14 protein-coding genes are annotated in these 19503 nt (G+C 72.9%); 8 read left to right on the top strand and 6 right to left on the bottom strand.

Annotated features, from left to right (window positions below):
* Positions 1-121 precede the first annotated feature (121 nt).
* The 4 genes from AC07AL_RS24510 to AC07AL_RS24495 all read right to left on the bottom strand — a co-directional run bounded on the left by AC07AL_RS24510 (position 122) and on the right by AC07AL_RS24495 (position 5000).
* Positions 122-1318, bottom strand: a complete 1197-nt coding sequence (locus tag AC07AL_RS24510) for a DUF2510 domain-containing protein (RefSeq protein WP_363583824.1) — start codon at positions 1316-1318, stop codon at positions 122-124.
* A 128-nt stretch (positions 1319-1446) separates the two neighbouring features.
* Positions 1447-2235, bottom strand: coding sequence for a 3-oxoacyl-ACP reductase (locus AC07AL_RS24505; RefSeq protein WP_363583826.1), 789 nt, complete (start codon positions 2233-2235; stop codon positions 1447-1449).
* A gap of 6 nt (positions 2236-2241) precedes the next feature.
* On the bottom strand, positions 2242-3609 hold the full coding sequence (locus tag AC07AL_RS24500) for an aldehyde dehydrogenase family protein (RefSeq protein ID WP_363583828.1): 1368 nt from the start codon (positions 3607-3609) through the stop codon (positions 2242-2244).
* A 5-nt stretch (positions 3610-3614) separates the two neighbouring features.
* The gene (locus tag AC07AL_RS24495; RefSeq protein WP_363583830.1) at positions 3615-5000 is read right to left on the bottom strand and encodes a glutamine synthetase family protein; all 1386 of its coding nucleotides are present in this window, start codon (positions 4998-5000) and stop codon (positions 3615-3617) included.
* A gap of 152 nt (positions 5001-5152) precedes the next feature.
* Between AC07AL_RS24495 and AC07AL_RS24490 the strand changes: the two genes are divergently transcribed.
* The 4 genes from AC07AL_RS24490 (at position 5153) to AC07AL_RS24475 (ending at position 8957) form a co-directional block, all read left to right on the top strand.
* Positions 5153-5881: a gamma-glutamyl-gamma-aminobutyrate hydrolase family protein gene (locus tag AC07AL_RS24490; RefSeq protein ID WP_363583832.1), complete on the top strand. Its 729-nt coding sequence runs from the start codon at positions 5153-5155 to the stop codon at positions 5879-5881.
* Positions 5882-6035: 154 nt separating this feature from the next.
* Positions 6036-7103 carry a cation diffusion facilitator family transporter gene (locus tag AC07AL_RS24485; protein ID WP_363583834.1) on the top strand — a complete coding sequence of 356 codons (1068 nt, stop codon included), beginning with the start codon at positions 6036-6038 and terminating at the stop codon, positions 7101-7103.
* A gap of 58 nt (positions 7104-7161) precedes the next feature.
* Positions 7162-8064: a 5'-3' exonuclease gene (locus AC07AL_RS24480; protein WP_400986446.1), complete on the top strand. Its 903-nt coding sequence runs from the start codon at positions 7162-7164 to the stop codon at positions 8062-8064.
* A gap of 590 nt (positions 8065-8654) precedes the next feature.
* Positions 8655-8957: an NsdA family TPR-like regulatory protein gene (locus tag AC07AL_RS24475; RefSeq protein WP_363583836.1), complete on the top strand. Its 303-nt coding sequence runs from the start codon at positions 8655-8657 to the stop codon at positions 8955-8957.
* A gap of 423 nt (positions 8958-9380) precedes the next feature.
* Here AC07AL_RS24475 and AC07AL_RS24470 read toward each other — a convergent pair whose 3' ends face one another.
* Positions 9381-12233, bottom strand: a complete 2853-nt coding sequence (locus AC07AL_RS24470; protein ID WP_350878048.1) for a DEAD/DEAH box helicase — start codon at positions 12231-12233, stop codon at positions 9381-9383.
* A gap of 344 nt (positions 12234-12577) precedes the next feature.
* Between AC07AL_RS24470 and AC07AL_RS24465 the strand changes: the two genes are divergently transcribed.
* Both AC07AL_RS24465 and AC07AL_RS24460 read left to right on the top strand, forming a co-directional pair.
* A complete protein-coding gene (locus AC07AL_RS24465) occupies positions 12578-12952 on the top strand; it encodes a hypothetical protein (RefSeq protein WP_350877952.1) in 375 nt (124 codons plus the stop codon).
* 29 nt (positions 12953-12981) lie between these two features.
* On the top strand, positions 12982-13389 hold the full coding sequence (locus AC07AL_RS24460; RefSeq protein WP_478318169.1) for an ArsR/SmtB family transcription factor: 408 nt from the start codon (positions 12982-12984) through the stop codon (positions 13387-13389).
* 56 nt (positions 13390-13445) lie between these two features.
* Here AC07AL_RS24460 and AC07AL_RS24455 read toward each other — a convergent pair whose 3' ends face one another.
* A complete protein-coding gene (locus AC07AL_RS24455; RefSeq protein ID WP_478318168.1) occupies positions 13446-14618 on the bottom strand; it encodes an aminotransferase class V-fold PLP-dependent enzyme in 1173 nt (390 codons plus the stop codon).
* An 82-nt stretch (positions 14619-14700) separates the two neighbouring features.
* Between AC07AL_RS24455 and AC07AL_RS24450 the strand changes: the two genes are divergently transcribed.
* A complete protein-coding gene (locus AC07AL_RS24450; protein ID WP_478318167.1) occupies positions 14701-16791 on the top strand; it encodes a S9 family peptidase in 2091 nt (696 codons plus the stop codon).
* A 203-nt stretch (positions 16792-16994) separates the two neighbouring features.
* Positions 16995-19367, top strand: coding sequence for an immune inhibitor A domain-containing protein (locus tag AC07AL_RS24445; protein WP_478318166.1), 2373 nt, complete (start codon positions 16995-16997; stop codon positions 19365-19367).
* Positions 19368-19503 lie beyond the last annotated feature (136 nt).

Here is a 19503-nt window from a genome sequence, read left to right as displayed (position 1 = left end):
CCTCCCCCCCCCCCCCCCCCCCCCACCACCGCCCCCCCCCACCCCCCCCCCCCCCCCCCCCCCCCCCCCCCCCCCCCCCCCCCGCCGTGTGAGGAGCGGGTGGCCCAGGTGCTGGTGCCGCTCAGGTGCTGGTGCCGCCGGTGCCACCGGTGGCGCCGCCGGGAAGCCCGCCGCCCGGGATGGACGGCAGCTTGCCCTTGAAGTCGGCGATGCCGTTGACGATGGTGTCCATCAGGCCGAGGTCCGGCGCCTTGTCGGCGATGTCGAAGCCGAAGTGCACGGAGATCAGCGTCTTGCCGTCGGTGGACGGGAAGACCACCGTCTGCACGTAGCCGTTGTTGCCCTTGGGAGCGTCGACCTTCCAGCGGACCAGGTAGCCGTCCTGGCCGTTGACCTTGACCGCCTCGGACTTCAGCTCCTGGTGCCCGGTGATGGCGCCGTACGAGTCCTTGGCCGCCTTCTCGATGTCGGCCTTGGCGGCGGCCTGGGCGTCGGTGCCGCCGCCGTCGATCCGGCCGGTGGTCACCCCGCCGAGGGTGCACGATTCGCTGCCGTCCGGGCAGGTGTAGGCGCCGACCGTGAGCGCGGCGTAGCCGTCGCTGGTGTAGCCGCCCTGCCAGCCGGAGGGGACGGGCAGGGTGAGCCCGTTCACCAGGTCGATCGCGTTCCCGCCGCCGGGCCTGGTCTTGCCGCTGCCGCCGTTCCCGCCGTTCCCACCAGGCCCGCCGTTGCCACCGGGCCCGCCGTTGCCACCGGTTCCGTTGCTGCCGTCGCCGCTGCCGCCGTTGTTGCCACCGTTCCCGTTGTTGCCGTTCCCGTTCCCGTTCCCGCCGTTCCCGTTGCCGCCGAGGCCCGGGAAGCCGTTCCAGGGGCCGTTCTCGCCGTTCGGCACGGCCTGCCGGGCACTGCGCTGCGGGCGGTTGTCGCTGTGGCCGTCCATCGCCAGGTAGGTGATCCCGGAGCCGGTGCCCAGGCCGAGCAGCGCCGCGACGGTGGCGGCGATCACCATCGGGGACGGCCGGCGCCGGGGCTTGCGCGGCGGCGGTGCCTCGGAGCCGTAGGCGGTGCCGAAGGGCGGCGGCTCCGGGTAGCGGACGGTCGGCCCGCTGTCCAGCACCTCGCCCTGCAGCACCGTGGGCTCGTCGGCCGGCCCCGGCCCCGGAGCCCCGGCCGCCGGGGGTACCGGCTCCGGGGCGTCCGAGGGTGCGGGCCGGGTGCTGGCCGTCCAACCCCTGCCGTCCCACCAGCGCTGCGGCCTCGGGTCGCCGCCGGTGTCCTTCGGGTCCGGGTACCACCCGGCGGGAATCTGCTCGCTCACAACAGAGAATCTAAAGGCACGCGGATAAACGCGAAATCAGCGCGGCCTCGAATTCCGGTGGTTTTCGATGAGATTACGGTGAGAAGGGGTGCGTCGGGCACGCTCAGGACCGTCGCGCCCGCCCGGGGCTACAGCGGGGTCACGTAGGCGCCCGAGATGCCGCCGTCCACCAGGAACTCGCTCGCCGTGATGAAGGACGAGTCGTCGCTCGCCAGGAAGGCCACCGCGGCGGCGATCTCCTCGGCCCGGGCGAACCGGCCCAGCGGGATGTGCACCAGCCGGCGGGCCGCCCGCTCCGGGTCCGTGGCGAACAGCTCCCGCAGCAGCGGGGTGTCCACCGGCCCCGGTGACAGCGCGTTCACCCGGATCCCCTCCCGGGCGAACTGCACGCCCAGTTCCCGGGACATCGCCAGCACCCCGCCCTTGGAGGCGGTGTACGAGATCTGCGAGGTGGCCGCGCCCATCCGGGCCACGAAGCTGGCCGTGTTGATGATCGAGCCCCGCCCGTGCCGCCGCATGTAGGGCAGCGCGGCCTTGCAGCACAGGAACACCGAGGTCAGGTTGACCTCCTGGACCTTGCGCCAGGCGTCCAGGCCGGTGGTCAGGATCGAGTCGTCCTCCGGCGGCGAGATGCCCGCGTTGTTGAACGCGACGTCCACGCTCCCGTACGTCTCGTACGCCTCGTCGAACAGCGCCTCGACCATGTACGGGTCGGTGACGTCGGTGTGCACGAACAGGCCGCCGACCTCCTTCGCGGCCGCCCGCCCGGACTGCTCGTCCACGTCCGCGCAGACCACCTTCGCGCCCTCCGAGGCGAGCCGGCGGGCCGCCGCCAGGCCGATCCCGCTGCCGGCGCCGGTGATCACGGCGGTGCGGCCGACCAGGCGGCGGCACACCGGTGCGTCGTTCTCCGTCATCGGCTGCTACTCCTCGCTGTGGATGAAGACGTTCTTGGTCTCGGTGAAGTGGCGCAGCGCGTCCGGCCCCAGCTCCCGGCCGACCCCGGACTCGCCGTAACCGCCGAACGGCGTCCAGTACCGCACCGAGGAGTGCGAGTTGACCGACAGGTTGCCCGCCGCGACGCCGCGGGCCAACCGCAGCGCCCGGCCGAGGTCCCTGGTCCAGATCGAGCCGGACAGGCCGTAGCGGGTGGCGTTGGCCAGCCGCAGCGCGTCCGCCTCGTCGGTGAACGGCAGCACGGCGGCGACCGGGCCGAAGATCTCCTCGGTGACCGCCGGCACCTCCGGGTCGGTCGGCGCGATCACCGTCGGCGGGTACCAGTAGCCGGGCCCGTCCGGCACCGCGCCGCGGGCCAGCACCGGCAGGTCCGGGGTGACGTAGGAGGCGACCCGGCGCACCTGGGCGGCCGAGATCAGCGGGCCCAGCCGGGTCTCCGGGTCCGCCGGGTCACCGGTGCGCAGCGCCTCGACGGCGGGCAGCAGCAGCGCCAGGAAGTCGTCGTACGCCTCCCGCTGGACCAGGATCCGGCTGCGGGCGCAGCAGTCCTGGCCGCTGTTGTCGGCGAAGGACATCGGGTCCGCGGCGCGGGCCAGGTCGGCGTCGGCGAAGACGATGCTGGGGCTCTTGCCGCCCAGCTCCAGGGTGACCCGCTTGGCCCGGGCCGCGCAGCGGGCGGCCACCTCCTTGCCGACCACGGTCGAGCCGGTGAAGACGATCTTGCGGACCGCCGGGTGGTCCACCAGGGCCCGGCCGGTCGTCCCGCCCGGGCCCGGCAGCACCTGGAACAGGCCCTCCGGCAGCCCTGCCGCCAGGGCGAGTTCGGCCAGCCGCAGTGCGGTGAGCGGGGTCGCCTCGGCGGGCTTGAGCAGGACGGCGTTGCCCGCCGCCAGGGCCGGCGCGAAGCCCCAGGCGGCGATCGGCATCGGGAAGTTCCACGGCGCGATCACCCCGACCACGCCGACCGGCTCGTGGAAGGTCACGTCCAGGCCGCCGGCCACCGGGATCTGGCGGCCGGTCAGGCGTTCCACTCCCCCGGCCGCGTACTCCAGCAGGTCCCGGACGTTGCCGGCCTCCCAGCGGGCGTTGCCCACGGTGTGGCCGGCCTCGCGCACCTCCAGTGCGGCCAGTTCCGGCACGTGCACCTCGACCTGGTCGGCGAACCGGCGCAGCAGCCGGGCCCGTTCGCCCGGTGCCAGCGCCGCCCAGGCCGGCTGGGCCTTGGACGCGCGCTGGACCGCCGCGTCCACCTGCCCTGCGGTGGTGTCCGGGACGGTGGCGAGCACCTCGCCGGTGGCGGGATTGCGGACGGTGCTGACGGTGGGGTCGGTCATCGGCCTCACATCCGTTCGAAGGATCGGTAGCGCTCCCAGTCGGTGACGGTGCCGTCGAAGGCGCACTGCTCCACCCGGGCCATGTTGAGGTAGTGCTCGACCACGTCGTCGCCGAAGGCCACCCGGGCCAGCTCGCTGTCGGCCCACAACTCCGCGGCCTCGCGCAGCGAACCGGGCACCCGGGCGTACTCCTCGACGGCGTAGGCGTTGCCCAGGCACGGCGCCGGCAGCTCCAGCTTCCGTTGCAGCCCGTGCAGGCCGGCCGCGATCATCCCGGCCACCGCCAGGTACGGGTTGACGTCCCCGCCCGGCACCCGGTTCTCCATCCGCAGGCCCGGGCCGTGGCCGACCACCCGGTAGGCGCAGGTCCGGTTGTCCCGGCCCCAGGCCACCGCCGTCGGGGCGAACGAGCCCTGGCGGTAACGCTTGTAGGAGTTGATGTTCGGCGCGTACAGCAGGCTGAACTCGCGCAGCGCCGTCAGCTGGCCGGCCAGGAAGTGCCGCATGGTGTCGGTCATCCGGCCGTCCCGGTCGGCGAAGGCCGGCGCGCCCACCGCGTCGCGCAGCGACAGGTGGATGTGGCAGCTGTTGCCCTCGCGCTCGTTGTACTTGGCCATGAAGGTCAGCGCGCACCCCTGCTGCGCGGCGATCTCCTTCGCGCCCGTCTTGTAGACGCTGTGCTGGTCGCAGGTGGTCAGCGCGTCCGCGTAGCGGAAGGCGATCTCGTGCTGGCCGAGGTTGCACTCGCCCTTGGCCGACTCCACCACGAGCCCGGCGCCCGCCATCTCGTTGCGGATCCGGGACAGCAGCGGCTCGACCCGGGCGGTGCCCAGCATCGAGTAGTCCACGTTGTACAGGTTCGCCGGCGTCAGGCCGCGGTAACCGCCCAGCCAGGCCTGCTCGTAGGTGTCCCGGAACACCAGGAACTCCAGCTCGGTCCCGATGTCGGCGGCCAGCCCGTACTCCGCCAGGCGCGCGATCTGGCGGCGCAGCAGCTGGCGGGGGGCCGCGTCCACCGGGTGGCCGCCGTGCCGGGCCAGGTCCGCGGTCACCTGCGCGGTGCCCGGCTGCCAGGGGGTCAGCCGCAGGGTGCCGAGGTCGGGGCGCATCGCGAAGTCGCCGTAGCCGGTGGCCCAGGAGGAGAAGGCGTAGCCGTCGACGGTGTTCAGGTCGACGTCCACGGCGAGCAGGTAGTCGCAGGCCTCGGCGCCGTGCTCGACCACCTCGTCCAGGAAGAAGCGGGCGGCGAAGCGCTTGCCCTGCAAGCGCCCCTGCATGTCCGTGAACGCCAGCGCCACGGTGTGGACCTCGCCGGTGTCCACCAGCATGCGCAGTTCGTCCAGGGTCAGCGGCGCCCGGGGCGGCACGCCCGCGGCGGCGTTCTCGGGCATGACGGAACCCTCCACGATCACTCTTCGAGTTCAAGCGGTCACAGCGAACCGTACGGCCTGCGGCGGACGGCGCGGAAGAGGGCGGGCAGGTGTGGCGCGCCGACATGCGTGGTTGACGGGGGATCAGGCGGTGCGGGTGGAGAATGCCCTCCATGGATCGCAGGCCTTTCATCGGCGTCAGCACCTACCTGGTCGACGCGAGTTGGAGCAACTGGCAGGGCCGCCGGGTGGCCCTGGTGCCCGAGCGGTACACCGCGTACGTCCAGGAGTCCGGCGGGATCGCGGTGCTGCTCCCGCCCGACTCCCCCGACCGCGCACCCGAGGTGCTCGCCCGGCTCGACGCCCTCGTCATCGCGGGCGGGCCCGACATCGACCCCGCCTACTACGGCCAGCCCGCCCACCCCCGCACCGAGGTCGACTCCCCCGAACGGGACCGGTGGGAGTCGGCCCTGCTGCGGGCGGCCCTGGCGGCCGGGATGCCGCTGCTGGGGATCTGCCGGGGCATGCAGGTGCTCAACGTCGTCTGCGGCGGGACCCTCGTCCAGCACCTGCCGGACGTCGTGCCGGTGGACGTCCACGGCGGCGCGGACGGCGGCTACGGAACGCACCTGGTGCGGCCGGTGCCGGGGACGCTGCTCGGCGGGCTGCTGCCGGAGAGCGAGGTGGAGGTGCCGACCTTCCACCACCAGGCCGTCGACCGGATCGGGGCGGGCCTGCGGGTCTCGGCCCACTCGCCGGACGGGACGGTCGAGGCGGTCGAGGGCCCGGGATTCACCCTGGGCGTGCAGTGGCACCCGGAACAGGGGGACGACCTGCGGGTGATGCGGGCCCTGGTGCGGGCGGCCACCGCGGCGCAGTTGGACACCGCGCTGATCGGGTAGCCGAGGCGCGCCCGCCCCCTCGGAACGACCGCTCAACGGCAACGACAACGGTCACCAGTACAGCCTTTGGATCTTTGTCCGTTCTGCGGTTCACTTCGGGTGCAGGGCGATCGCGCCCCTCCCCTCCCCACCCGTGCGTCCAGAGAGGACTTCGATGGCCGGGCACGAGCATTCCCACACTGATCATGCGCATGACCACAAGCACGCGCACGACCACGGCGGACACCGGCACGGCGGACACGGCGGGCACAGCGGCCACTCGCACGGTGTCGCCGCCGACGCCGACCGCCGCTGGCTGCTCGGCGCCCTCACGCTCATCGTCGTCTTCATGGCCGGCGAGGTCGTGGTCGGCTTCGCCGCGAAGTCCCTGGCCCTGATCTCCGACGCGGCGCACATGCTCACCGACGCCGCCTCGATCGTCCTCGCGCTGGTCGCGATGCGCCTCGCCGCCCGCCCGGCCCGCGGCGGCTACACGTACGGCCTCAAGCGCGCCGAGATCCTGTCCGCCCAGGCCAACGGCGTCACCCTGCTGGTGCTGTCCGCCTGGCTGGGCTACGAGGCCGTCACCCGGCTGTTCGAGCCGCCGGAGGTCGCCGGCTCGCTGGTGCTGGTCACCGCGCTGATCGGGATCGTGGTCAACCTGGCCGCCGCCTGGTGCATGTCGAAGGCCAACCGCAGCTCGCTGAACGTCGAGGGCGCCTTCCAGCACGTGCTCACCGACCTGTACGCGTTCATCGCCACCGCCGTCGCCGGCGCCGTCATGCTGACCACCGGCTTCGTCCGGGCCGACGCGATCGCCTCGCTGATCGTGGTCGCGCTGATGCTCAAGGCCGGCATCGGCCTGGTCCGCGACTCCGGGCGGATCTTCCTGGAGGCCGCCCCGGCCGGCATCGACCCGGACGCGGTGGCCGACCGGATGGTCGCCCAGCCGCTGGTCGAGGAGATCCACGACCTGCACATCTGGGAGATCACCTCCAACCAGCCGGCCCTGTCCGCGCACATCCTGGTCACCCCCGGCGGCGACTGCCACGCCGTCCGGCGCGAGCTCCAGCGCGGACTGGCCGACGAGTACGGCATCACCCACAGCACGCTCCAGGTCGACCACGTCGGCGAGGACGCGGCCGGCGCCCTGCTCCAGATCGCCGCCCCGGGCGAACAACCCGCCGAACACTGCGCCGACGCGCACGGCCCGGTCCACCGCGCCGGCCCGCACGAACACTGAAGCCGCCCTCCTGTCGTCGCGGTGCGGCATGATCTGACACGTGACCGCACCGCGACTGATGCTCCTCGACTCCGCCAGCCTGTACTTCCGGGCCTACTACGGCGTGCCGGACACCCTGCGCTCCCCGCAGGGCGAACCGGTCAACGCCGTCCGCGGCCTGCTGGACTTCATCGCCCGGCTGGTCCACGACCACCGCCCCGACCAGCTCGTCGCCTGCATGGACGCCGACTGGCGCCCGCAGTGGCGGGTGGACCTCCTCCCCTCGTACAAGACCCACCGCGTCGCCGAGGCCGCCGAGGACGGCGAGGAGGAGGTGCCGGACACGCTCGCCCCGCAGGTCCCGGTGATCGAACAGGTGCTGGACGCGCTCGGCATCGCCCGGGTCGGCTCCCCCGGCTACGAGGCCGACGACGTCATCGGCACCCTGACCGCCCACGCCAAGGGCCCGGTGCAGATCGTCACCGGCGACCGCGACCTGTTCCAACTGGTCGACGACGCCCGCGGGATCACCGTGCTCTACCCGGTCAAGGGCATGGGCAACCTCCAGGTCACCGACGACGCGCTGCTCCTGGAGAAGTACGGCGTGCGCGGCGCCCAGTACGCCGACATGGCCGCCCTGCGCGGGGACCCGAGCGACGGCCTGCCCGGCGTCAAGGGCATCGGCGAGAAGACCGCCGCCCAGCTCATCAACGAGTACGGCGACCTCACCACCATCCGCGCCGCCGCCCTCGACCTCTCCTCCAAGCTCACCCCCGCCCGCCGCCGCAACCTCGTCGAAGGCGCCGCCTACCTCGACGTCGCCCCCACCGTCGTCCGCGTCGCCCCCGACGCCCCGCTCCCCGCCTTCGACCCGGCCCTCCCCCACGAACCGCTCGACCCGATGACCCTGGAGGAACTCTCCACCCGCTGGGGCCTCGGCAGTTCCCTCGACCGCCTCCTGGAGTCCCTCGCCACCCGCTGAGCCCCCGGCAGAGGGGCCTCTTTCCGCCGCCCCAGGCGAAACAACGCCGTCGGCGAGGACACCCGGTACCTCTGTCGGGCCGACGCCGAACGCCTGGACCTTCCGCAGGAGGAGGCCGGACGCCCACCGCATCATCACGCGGTGCCGCAGGGCACTCGGTTCTGCCTGAGAATTCCCACGAACCCCAGCCGCCCGAGCCGGAATATTCGAAAATCACGATCCCGCCGGCGAATCTCGACCGCTTAACGTCCTGCCGATGGCTTCGTTAACGTCCTGCCGATGGCTTCGATCGGCAGGGGAGTTGAGTGATGATCACGAGCTCGCAGTGGTTGACGGATGGCGTCCCGCCGAGTGGTGTAGCAGGGATCTTGGTGTAACCCCTGGCCATAAGGGAGCCATCGCGCAACTCTCCGATTAGGCATGCTCGTTGAGTGAGAGGTGCGCGATGGCCGCGGCTGGGCCAGCTCATCCGGGAAACAGGCCGACCGAACGAAGCCCTCGCCCGGGCCTTGTGCGCCGTTGCGGCCAGTCACAACGATCCGGCACGACCGAGCCGGGCATCCGTCACTCAGTGGGTCCGCCAAGGCGTCATGCTCTCCGGGAACATCCCCCAGCACTACTACACCGTCGCCGTGAAGCTGGCGGCCGAGGCTGACGACCCCGCGATGGCCGGCCACGTCCTGCGCGCCATGGCCCACCAGGCGGTCGACCTCCGGAAGCCGCACCATGCTGTCAGGGTCGCCGAGGCGTCGATGGTCGGCGACCGATTCCGGCTCGCCAGCCCTCGCGAACGGTCTCTGCTCGGCGTCGTCCACGCACGCGCTCTCGCCGCTGCGGGGCGCGCCGCCGAGGCGAACGCCGCACTCCTTCGGGCACGCCGGTCATCGAAGTGAAGCCCTGGTGCGAGGAGTTCGGCGCGCGCGGAGAAGTGCGCCAACCCGCATGGACCACGGAGATGCTCCGCGACTACTTCGCCCCGGTGCTTCCCACACCCTGGCCATCGGAGCCCCCCCTCCCTTTTTTCCTCCCTCTCCCCCACGGAAGTTCACCCCAATCAACCCCCAACCAACCCCCCCGCACTCCCGGTGCCGCTTCGGCCCCGCCGAAGCGGCACCGGCTTGGAATCTCGCTTCTGTCATCAGAATGCCTCTGCCCCTGTCATCGGCGGGGGCAGAGGCATTTCCTCTGCGCAGGAAGCCCCAGCGGCGAGGCGAAGCCGAAGCCGCACGGGGGCGGGGGGTGGGGGATGGAAGCCGCCGGGCACGCCAGGGGCCCGCACGTTCGGGGTGAACGGGCGGGCCCCTTGCGTTCGGCGGTCAGCCCACCGAGGAGTAGGCGATGATGCCGCGGCGCAGGCCGTCGACGGCCTTGCGGGCCGTCCGGCGCAGTTCGGCGTCCTCGCCGGCCGCGTCCTGGATCTGGCCGAGGACGTCGATCAGTTGCTTGGTCCAGCGGACGAAGTCGCCGGCCGGCATGTCGGCGTCGCGCAGCACCTGGTCCAGGCTGTGGCCGAGGGCCCAGCGGTGGGCGGCCCAGGCGAAGCCGAGGTCGGGCTCGCGCTGGCCGACGCCCTCGGCGGTGTTGATCCGGTGCTGCTCCTCCAGGGCGTCCAGGTGGCCCCAGATCCGGACCATCTGGCCGAGCGCCTCCTTGGCCGCGCCCTCCGGCACCCGGGGGGCGGTGGCGTCGTCGGACTGGCGCGCCTCGTAGACCAACGCCGAGGCGCAGGCGGCGAGTTCGGCGGCGTCCAGGCCGCTCCAGACGCCTTCGCGGATGCACTCGGAGGCGAGCAGGTCGAGTTCGCCGTAGAGCCGGCCGAGGCGCTTGCCGTCGTCGGTGACGGTGTCGCCGCTCAGGTAGCCGAGGTCGGTGAGCAGCCCGCAGACCCGGTCGAAGGTGCGGGCGATGGTGTGGGTGCGGGAGCGCATCCGGCGTTCCAGCACCTCGGTGTCGCGGTGCAGGCGGTGGTAGCGCTCGGCCCAGCGGGCGTGGTCCTCGCGCTCGTCGCAGCCGTGGCAGGGGTGCTGGCGCAGTTCGGTGCGCAGCCGGGTGATCTCCTGGTCGTCGGCGGCGGCCGCGCGGCCCCGGCGGAACCGCTCGGGTTCGAGGTGACCGGCCTTGGTGCGCAGCGCGGAGGCGAGGTCCCGGCGGGACTGCGGGCTGCGCGGGTTGAAGGACTTGGGGATGCGCACCCGCTCGACGGCGGCGACCGGGTACGGGAAGTCGATCATGGCGAGCCGTTTGACCTGCCGCTCGGCGGTGAGCACCACCGGGCGGGGCCCGTCCTGGAAGTCGGGGTGGCGGCCGACCCGGCCGTTGCGGCTGACCGGCGGCAGGCCCGGGTCGAGGACGAGGGCGAGGCCGGCGAACTTGCCGGTGGGGACGTGGATGACGTCGCCCGGCTTGAGGTGCTCGATCGACTCGACGGCGGCCGCGCGGCGCTGGCTGCTGCCCTCGCGGGCGAGCTCGTTCTCCCGGTCCTTGAGCCGGCGACGCAGGTCCATGTACGCGTCGAAGTCGCCGAGGTGGCAGGTCATCGACTCGCGGTAGCCCTCCAGCCCCTCTTCGTTGCGCTGGACCTGGCGGGCGATGCCGACCACCGAGCGGTCGGCCTGGAACTGGGCGAAGGAGGTTTCCAGCAGTTCGCGCGAGCGGTGCCGGCCGAACTGGGAGACCAGGTTGACGGCCATGTTGTAGGACGGCCGGAACGAGGACTTGAGCGGGTAGGTGCGGGTGCCGGCCAGGCCGGCCAGCGCCTCCGGGTCGAGGCCGCGCTGCCAGAGCACCACGGCGTGGCCCTCGACGTCGATGCCTCGGCGCCCGGCCCGGCCGGTGAGCTGGGTGTACTCGCCGGGGGTGATGTCGGCGTGGGTCTCGCCGTTCCACTTGACCAGCTTCTCCATGACCACCGAGCGGGCGGGCATGTTGATGCCGAGCGCCAGGGTCTCGGTGGCGAAGACGGCCTTGACCAGGCCCTTCACGAACAGCTCCTCGACCACCTCCTTGAACCGCGGCAGCATCCCGGCGTGGTGGGCGGCGATGCCGCGCTCCAGCCCGTCCAGCCACTCGAAGTAGCCGAGGACGTGCAGGTCCTCGTCGGGGATGTCGGCGCAGCGCTCCTCGACGAAGGCCCGGACGAGGGCGCGGTCGGCGTCCTTGTTGAGCCGCAGGCCGGAGCTGAGGCACTGCTGGACGGCGGCCTCGCAGCCGGCCCGGCTGAAGATGAAGGTGATCGCGGGCAGCAGCCCCTCGGCGTCGAGCCGGTCGATGACGTCCACCCGGCCCGGCGTCCAGACCCGGCCGGGGCGCCCGTTGGGCATGCTGCGGCCCCGGCCGCGGCCGAACCGGTCGCGCGGGTTGCGGTCCAGCTCGGAGCGGGCGAGCCGGACCAGCTCGGGGTTGACGGCCTTGCCGGGGTTGCGCGGGCCGTCCTTGGGGCGGCCGTCCCGGTCGGGGTTGGCGAACAGGTCGTACATCCGGTTGCCGGCCATCACGTGCTGCCACAGCGGCACGGGCCTGGTCTCGGAGACGATCACCCGGGTGCCGCCGCGCACGGTGTCCAGCCAGTCGCCGAACTCCTCGGCGTTGGAGACGGTCGCGGAGAGCGAGACGAGGGTGACCGACTCGGGGAGGTGGATGATGACCTCCTCCCAGACGGCGCCGCGGAAGCGGTCGGCGAGGTAGTGCACCTCGTCCATGACGACGTAGCCGAGGCCGTCGAGGGTGCTGGAGCCCGCGTAGAGCATGTTGCGCAGCACCTCGGTGGTCATGACCACCACGGGGGCGTCGCCGTTGACGGTGTTGTCACCGGTGAGCAGGCCGACCTTGGCGGCGCCGTAGCGCTTGACCAGGTCGCCGTACTTCTGGTTGGACAGCGCCTTGATGGGCGTGGTGTAGAAGCACTTGCGGCCGCCCAGGAGGGCCAGGTGCACGGCGAACTCGCCGACGATGGTCTTGCCCGAGCCGGTGGGCGCGGCGACCAGGACGCCCGAGCCGGCCTCCAGCGCCTCGCAGGCCTCCAGCTGGAAGTCGTCCAGCGGGAAGTCGTACAGCTGCTGGAAGCCGTGGAGCGCGGTCGCCTGTTCCTTGGCCCGGCGGCGGCTGGCCGCGTACGCCTCGGCGGGGCTGAGCTCCTGGTCGTCGTGGGGCTGGGGCTCAGGGGTGTTCATCGCCGTCCGGGTGTGGTTGGTGTGATCTCGCATCTCAGCGAGAGGTTACCCGGCGGCACTGACATCGATAGCACCGTTTTTCCGTGCGACTTTCCGTGCGGCTTCCGTACGGCTTTCCCCGCGGCTTCCGTGCGGCTTCCGTAGGGCTTCCGCACGGCGGGATCGGCCGCGGGATCATTCCGGGATCGCTTCCCTCTCACATCCATAGTTGCAAACATCTTCAAGTGATCGGAGTCCGACCAGCTTCGGACGTCTCCGGTCATCCCCGGTGGACCGCCGCCGGTCTCCCTACCGTCGTTGCCACGGCGGAGCGACCGCCACCAACTCACGGGAGGACACCGACGATGGCGAACCTGGAGACGTCCCTCAAAGAGGCCATGGGGATCGACGGCGCGATCGGCGTCGCCCTGGTCGACTACGGCAGCGGCATGGCGCTCGGCAGCCTCGGCGACGGCGGCGAACTGGACCTCAACGTCGCCGCCGCCGGGAACACCGACGTGGTCCGCGCCAAGATGCGGGCGATGGAGATGCTCAACCTGCACGACAACGAGATCGAGGACATCCTGATCAGCCTCACCAACCAGTACCACATGGTCCGACCGATCACCACGCCCACCGGACGCGGCCTCTTCCTCTTCCTGGCGCTCAACCGCGGCCGCTCCAACCTCGCGATGGCCCGCCACCAGCTCAAGCGGATCGAACTCTCGCTGGAGATCTGAGCGGACCGACACCAGGGAAGGGGGGACTCGTGGCGGTAGCGCTCTACCAGGCCAAGGCCGAGTTCTTCCGGATGCTCGGCCATCCCGTCCGGATCCGGGTGCTGGAACTGCTCCAGGCCGGACCGACGCCCGTCCGCGGGCTGCTCGCCGAGCTGGAGGTCGAACCCTCCAGCCTCTCCCAGCAGCTCGCGGTGCTGCGCCGGTCCGGCATCGTCACCGCCACCCGGGAGGGCAGCACGGTGGTGTACGCGCTGGCCGGCGGCGACGTCGCCGACCTGCTGCGAGCGGCCCGGCGGATCCTCACCGGGCTGCTCGCCGACCAGAACCTGCTGCTCGCCGAGCTGCGGGCCAGCTCCGAGCGGGCCGGCTCCGAACGAACCAGCTCCGACCGGGCCGGCTCCGAACGAGGCAGCTCCGAGCGGGCCAGCCCGGACTAGCCGCGTGCGGACCGGCCCGGACCAGCCGCGCGCGGAGGCCGGCCCCCGCGAGCCGGTCAGCCCTTCAGCAGGTCGGCCAGCCCGTCCGCCAGCCGCTCGTACTCCCGCGGCCGGTTGTACAGCTGCGCGCTGACCCGCAGCACCCCGCCGCCGGCCCACGGGCGGATCGCGATCCGGGTGCCGAGCCGCTGCCACACCTCGTCCCGCAGCGGTCTCACGTCCTGCTCCGCCTCGACGCACCCGGCCGGCAGCCGGACCGAGCGCATCCCGACCCCGGGCGTCGCGGGCAGCGGCGACAGGCCGGCCCGCTCGGCGAGCACCCGCTGGCCGTACCCGGCGAGCGCGGCGTTGTGCGCGGCCACCGCCCCGGGGCCGAGCTCGCGCAGCAGCTCGAACCCGGCCGGGGCGGCCAGCCAGCCCGTGTAGTCGCAGGTGCCGCGCCACTCGACGTTCCACGGGAAGCCTCGGTCGTGCTCCCAGGAGAAGGTGAGCGGGCGCACCCGGTCCACCCACTCCGGGCGGACGGCGAGCACGCCGGTGCCGCGCGGGGCGAAGGCCCACTTGTGCAGGTTGCCGAACCAGAAGTCGGCGTTCGGGTCGACCGGGGCGGGCAGCATGCCGGGGGCGTGGGCGCCGTCCACGACGGTGGTCACACCGCGCTCGCGCAGGTCGGCGAGCAGGCCCGCTCCGGCGATCAGGCGGGCGGTGGGCGAGGTGATCTGGTCCAGCACCGCGACGGTGACGCGCTCGTCGACGGCGGCGAGCACCGCCTCCCGGACGGCCTGCTCGTCGGGGGTGTCCAGCGGCAGTTCGACCTCGACCACCTCGGCGCCGGTCTCGGCGGCCCGGCGGGCGGCGGCCCGGGTGACCACGCCGTAGCCGTGGTCGGTGACCAGGATCCGGTCGCCGGGCGCGAACGGGATGGTGTCCAGGGCTATCGCGACCGCCTCGGTGACGTTGGAGACCAGGGCGAGCCGGCCCGGGTCGACGGCCAGGTCGGCGGCGATCCTGGTCCGCGCCGCGCCGACCCGGGCCGGCAGGTCGGCGAAGAAGCCGTCCGGGTCCAGCTCGTGTTCGGCGCGCAGCCGCTGCTGCGCCCGCTGCACGGGGACGGGCACCGCGCCGAACGAACCGTGGTTCAGGTGCGCCGCGTCCGGTGAGACGCCGAACAGCCCGTCGGCCGCGGGCAGCGGGGCCGGGGGTTCGGCGGTCCACAGGTCCTCGATCACGGCATCCTCCGCATTGTGATGTGTGACATTTCACATGACAGGGTACTGGTCGGGTGGCGTGTCCCGAGACGACGATCGGGCCGTGACCATCACCGACCCCTTCCTGTCGCTCAGCGCCCGCACCGGCCGGTTCACCTTCGGTGCGCCGCGCGCGTTCACCCTCGCCGAGGACGGTACCCGGCTGCTGCTGCTCCGCTCGACCGGTTCCGAGGATCCGGTCGACCGCCTGCACCTGCTCGACACCGCCACCGGCGAGGAACGACTGGTCGCCGACCCGGCCGTCCTCGCCCCCGGGCGCGCCGGCCGCCGCGACGACCTGCCCGCCGTCGAACGACGGCTGCGCGAACGCACCCGCCTGGTCGCCGCCGGCATCGGCACGTACGCGGCCACCGCCGACCTCGCGACCGCCGTCCTCGTCCTCGACGGCCGGCTGTTCCGGATCGACACCGCCACCGGCACCGGCACCGAACTGCCCGTCGCCGGGCCCGCGTTCGACCCCCGGCCGGACGCCGCCGGCGAACGCGTCGCCTACGTCGCCGACGACGCCCTGTACGTCACCCCCGGCCTCGAACCGCTCTCCCCCGCCGACGGCGCCCGCTGGGGCGTCGCCGAGTTCGCCGCCGCCGAGGAGCTCGGCCGCTCCCGCGGCCACTGGTGGCGCCCCGACGGCGGCGCGCTGCTGGCCGCCCGGGTGGACGAATCCGCCCTCCCCCGGCGCTACTTCGCCGACCCCGCCCACCCCGGCGAGCCCGCCGAGGACTTCGCCTACCCGCAGGCCGGCGGCCCCAACGCGGACGTCCAACTCTGGGTGCTCGGCCTCGACCGCAGCCGGGTACGGCTCCGCTGGGACGCCGCCGCGTTCCCGTACCTCTGCGCCGCCACCTGGGCCTCCGACCAGGAGCTGCTGCTCACCGTCGCCGACCGGCTCCAGCAGCACGTCCTGCTGCTGACCGCCGACCCGACCACCGGCGAGACCCGCGAACTCTCCCGCACCACCGACGAGTTCTGGGTCGACGACCTGCCCGGCACCCCCGCCCGGCTGACCGACGGCCGGCTGCTCACCGCCCACGACACCCCGCAGGCCCGCGGCCTCGCCCTGGACGGCAAGCCGCTGGACACCACCGGGCTCCAGATCCGCCGGGTGGTCGGGCACCTGGACGGCCGGCTGCTCTGCGAGACCGGCCAGGGCGACCCGGCCGACCAGTACGTCCACCTGGTCGACCCGGACGGCGGCGCACCCGAACCCGTCACCACCGGCCCCGGCGTGCACTCCGCACTCGCCGCCGGCCGCACCCTGCTGCTGACCACCGCCGACGCCGACGGCATCCGGCGCCGGCTGCTGCGCGACGGCTCGCTCGACGCCTCGCTCGACGGCCCCGCACTGCCGCTCACCGACCTGAGCGCCACCCTGCCCTACCGGGTGCGGCCACGGCTCGCCCGGGTCACCGAACTCGGCCTGCCCACCGCCGTGGTGTACCCGCGCGACCACGTCCCCGGCCGCCGGCTGCCGGTGCTGCTGGACGTCTACGGCGGGCCCGGCTTCCAGGCCGTGGCGGCCGAGCCGCGCCGCTGGCAGCTGCGCCAGTGGTGGGCCGACCAGGGTTTCGCCGTCGTCACCACCGACAACCGCGGCACCCCGTTCGTCTCGCCGGAGTTCACCCGGGCGATCTTCCGCCGCTTCTCCCAGGTGGCGCTGGACGACCAGGTGAACGCCCTGCGGGCGCTCGCCGGGCAGCACCCCGACCTCGACCTCGGCCGGGTCGGCGTGCGCGGCTGGTCGTACGGCGGGTACTTCGCGGCGCTCGCCGTGCTGCGCCGCCCGGACGTCTTCCACGCCGCCTGCGCGGGCGCCCCGCCCACCGACTTCCGGCACTACGACACCGCGTACACCGAGCGCTACCTCGCGCTGCCGCAGGACAACCCGGAGGGCTACGCCGACGACTGCCTGGTCACCGACGCGCCCGGGCTGACCCGGCCGCTGCTGCTGATCCACGGGCTGGCCGACGACAACGTCCACCCCTCGCACACCCTGCTGCTCTCCGAGGCGCTCACCAAGGCCGGCCGGCCGCACAGCGTGCTGCCGCTGCCGGGCGTCACCCACATGACCCCGGGCGGAGTGAACGAGCAGGTCACCCAGGCCGAACTCGCCTTCCTGCGGGCGTCCTTGGGCTGAGCCTCCGGATTCACGGGCAAGGGCGTCGCACCGGTGGTGCGGCGCCCTTCGCCTTGCCCTCACCTCTTCCACGTGACCCGTGACATGTGAAATATTACCTGCGCTTCACCGAACGATTACTCCCACCCGGACCACCCGGGGCGCCCGGAAGCCCGGACCGCCCGGAAGCCCGGGACCCCCATCCCCCGGAAAGGACCGGTCAGTTGCGCAGACTGTCCGCCGCACTCGCGGCCGCGCTCACCACGAGCGCGATAGCCGCCACCCTGCTGGGCACCCCCGCCCAGGCCGCTCCCCTCACCGCCACGACCGCCCCCGCCACGATCGCCGCCGCCCCGGCGGAGCAGGGCGCCGAAGCCCCGCCCGCGCCGCTCGCCCCCCAGGAGCGCGAGCGCCAGGCGCTCCGCACCAAGGCCCTGGAGCAGCTCAACCAGGGCACCGTCGCCAAGACCGCCGGCAAGCGGGCCCCCGCCAAGGTGAAGGTCGGCAACGACTACGTCCAACTGGCGCACCAGCGCACCGACAAGGTCTTCGTGATCCTCGCCCAGTTCGGCGACGAGGTCGACAACACCACCCAGTACAACGGCCAGCCCCGCTACGGCGGCACCCCCGGCCCGCGCCACGACCAGATCCCCAAGCCGGGCAAGGGCGACAACCACACGCTGTGGGAGCCGGACTTCGACCGCGGCTACTACCAGAAGATGTTCTTCGACGACACGCCCGGCGCCGTGTCCATGCGCAACTACTACCGCACCCAGTCCTCCGGCCGCTACGACGTCCAGGGCACCGTCAGCGACTGGGTCACCGTCCCGTACAACGAGGCCCGCTACGGCAGCAACAAGGGCCCGCAGGGCTCCGGCGCCTGGACCCAGGGCCAGGAGTTCATCCGGGACGCCGTCAAGGCCTGGTACGACGGCGAGATCGCCAAGGGCCGCAGCGTGGCCGACATCAAGGCGCAGCTCGCCCAGTACGACGTCTACGACCGCTACGACCACACCAGGACCGGCGAGTTCAACCAGCCCGACGGCTACCTCGACAACGTCATCGTGGTGCACGCCGGCGTCGACGAGACCTGGGGCGGCGGCGCCCAGGGGGCCGACGCGCTGTGGGCGCACCGCAGTTGGACCTTCCCCGACGCGACCGGCCGCACCGGACCGGAGGGCAACAAGATCGGCGGCGCGCCGGTCGGCGACACCGGCCTCTACGTCTACGACTACGTCCAGGCCGGCGAGAACAGCGGCGTCGGCCTGTTCGCCCACGAGTACGGCCACAACCTCGGCCTGCCCGACCTGTACAGCACCAACGGCGGCGACAACAGCGTCAACTTCTGGTCGCTGATGTCCTCCGGCTCCTACCTCGGCAAGGGGCCGAACACCACCGGCGGCTACCCCGGCGACCTCGACGCCTGGAGCAAGCTCCAGTTCGGCTGGCTCGACTACGACGAGGCGCAGGCCGCCACCCGGTCCAGCCACGCCCTCGGGGTGAGCGGCTACAACACCGACCAGGCCCAGGCGCTGCTCGTCCACCTGCCGGACAGCACCACCAGCACCGACCTCGCCGACCCGTACGAGGGCGCCAGGCAGTGGTGGAGCGACACCGGCGACAACCTCGACAACTCGCTCAGCCGGGACGTCGACCTGCGCACCGCCACCGGCCCGGCCGCCCTGGACGCCGCCGCCTGGTACGACACCGAGCAGGACTACGACTTCCTCACCGTCGAGGCCTCCACCGACCAGGGCAAGCACTGGACGGCCCTGGGCGGCACCGTCGACGGCGCACCGATCGGCAACACCAACGCCAACACCCCCGGGCTCAGCGGCAGTTCGGGCACCTACCGGAAGCTGCACCTCCCGCTGGACAGCTACCTCGGCCAGCAGGTCCGGCTGCGCTTCCACGCCACCTCGGACGGCAACACCCACGGCCGGGGCGTGCTCGTCGACGCCGTGAGGATCACCGCCGGCGGCACCGAGCTCTTCGCCGACGGCGCCGAGAACGGCGCCAACGGCTGGACCGCCACCGGCTTCACCGTCATCACCGGCCGCACCGCCGTCAAGCAGCACCCGCGCGCCTACCTCGCCGAGAACCGCCGCTACACCGGCTACGGCGCGTTCCTGAAGACCGGCCCGTACAACTTCGGGTACACCGGCGTCGCGGGCAAGGCCGATGTCGTCGACACCTACCCGTACCAGGAGGGCGTCCTGCTCTGGCTGTGGGACACCGCGTACGGCGACAACAACACCAAGGACCACCCCGGCGGCGGGCTGATCCTGCCGATCGACGCCCACCCGGCGGCGGTCCGCTTCGCCGACGGCACCCTGGTCAACGGGCGGGCGCAGACCTACGACGCGCCGTTCTCGCTCAGGCCGACCACGGCGTTCACGCTGCACAAGGGCGGCGTCGCGGTGCGGATCCCGTCCGAGCCGGCCGTCCCGGTCTTCAACGACCACACCGGCACGTACACCGACCCGGCCCTCCCGCAGCTCGCGGTGAAGGTCCCGGACACCAACACCAGGATCGAGGTCGTCCGGGAGTCCCAGGGCGGGCGGATCACCACCGTCCGGGTCGGCCCGGCCTCGTAGGAACCCACAGCGAAGGCCCCGGGTCCCCCCGACGAAAAGGGGCCCGGGGCCGGCTCGCGGGTCTCGCCGCACCCGGAGAACGGTTCACGCCGACCTCCGACGAGGCCGTTCGGCGCCGACTCCAGGGGGTAACTGT

Source organism: Kitasatospora sp. NPDC043949 (genome assembly GCF_056435365.1).
This window is presented reverse-complemented; position numbering and strand designations above follow the sequence as displayed.

Coding starts and splice junctions, on each gene's coding strand:
- AC07AL_RS24505 (WP_363583826.1), bottom strand. CDS start 2,235: ATGACGGAGAACGACGCACCGGTGTGCCGCCGCCTGGTCGGCCGCACC.
- AC07AL_RS24500 (WP_363583828.1), bottom strand. CDS start 3,609: ATGACCGACCCCACCGTCAGCACCGTCCGCAATCCCGCCACCGGCGAG.
- AC07AL_RS24495 (WP_363583830.1), bottom strand. CDS start 5,000: ATGCCCGAGAACGCCGCCGCGGGCGTGCCGCCCCGGGCGCCGCTGACC.
- AC07AL_RS24490 (WP_363583832.1), top strand. CDS start 5,153: ATGGATCGCAGGCCTTTCATCGGCGTCAGCACCTACCTGGTCGACGCG.
- AC07AL_RS24485 (WP_363583834.1), top strand. CDS start 6,036: ATGGCCGGGCACGAGCATTCCCACACTGATCATGCGCATGACCACAAG.
- AC07AL_RS24480 (WP_400986446.1), top strand. CDS start 7,162: ATGCTCCTCGACTCCGCCAGCCTGTACTTCCGGGCCTACTACGGCGTG.
- AC07AL_RS24475 (WP_363583836.1), top strand. CDS start 8,655: ATGCTCTCCGGGAACATCCCCCAGCACTACTACACCGTCGCCGTGAAG.
- AC07AL_RS24470 (WP_350878048.1), bottom strand. CDS start 12,233: ATGAACACCCCTGAGCCCCAGCCCCACGACGACCAGGAGCTCAGCCCC.
- AC07AL_RS24465 (WP_350877952.1), top strand. CDS start 12,578: ATGGCGAACCTGGAGACGTCCCTCAAAGAGGCCATGGGGATCGACGGC.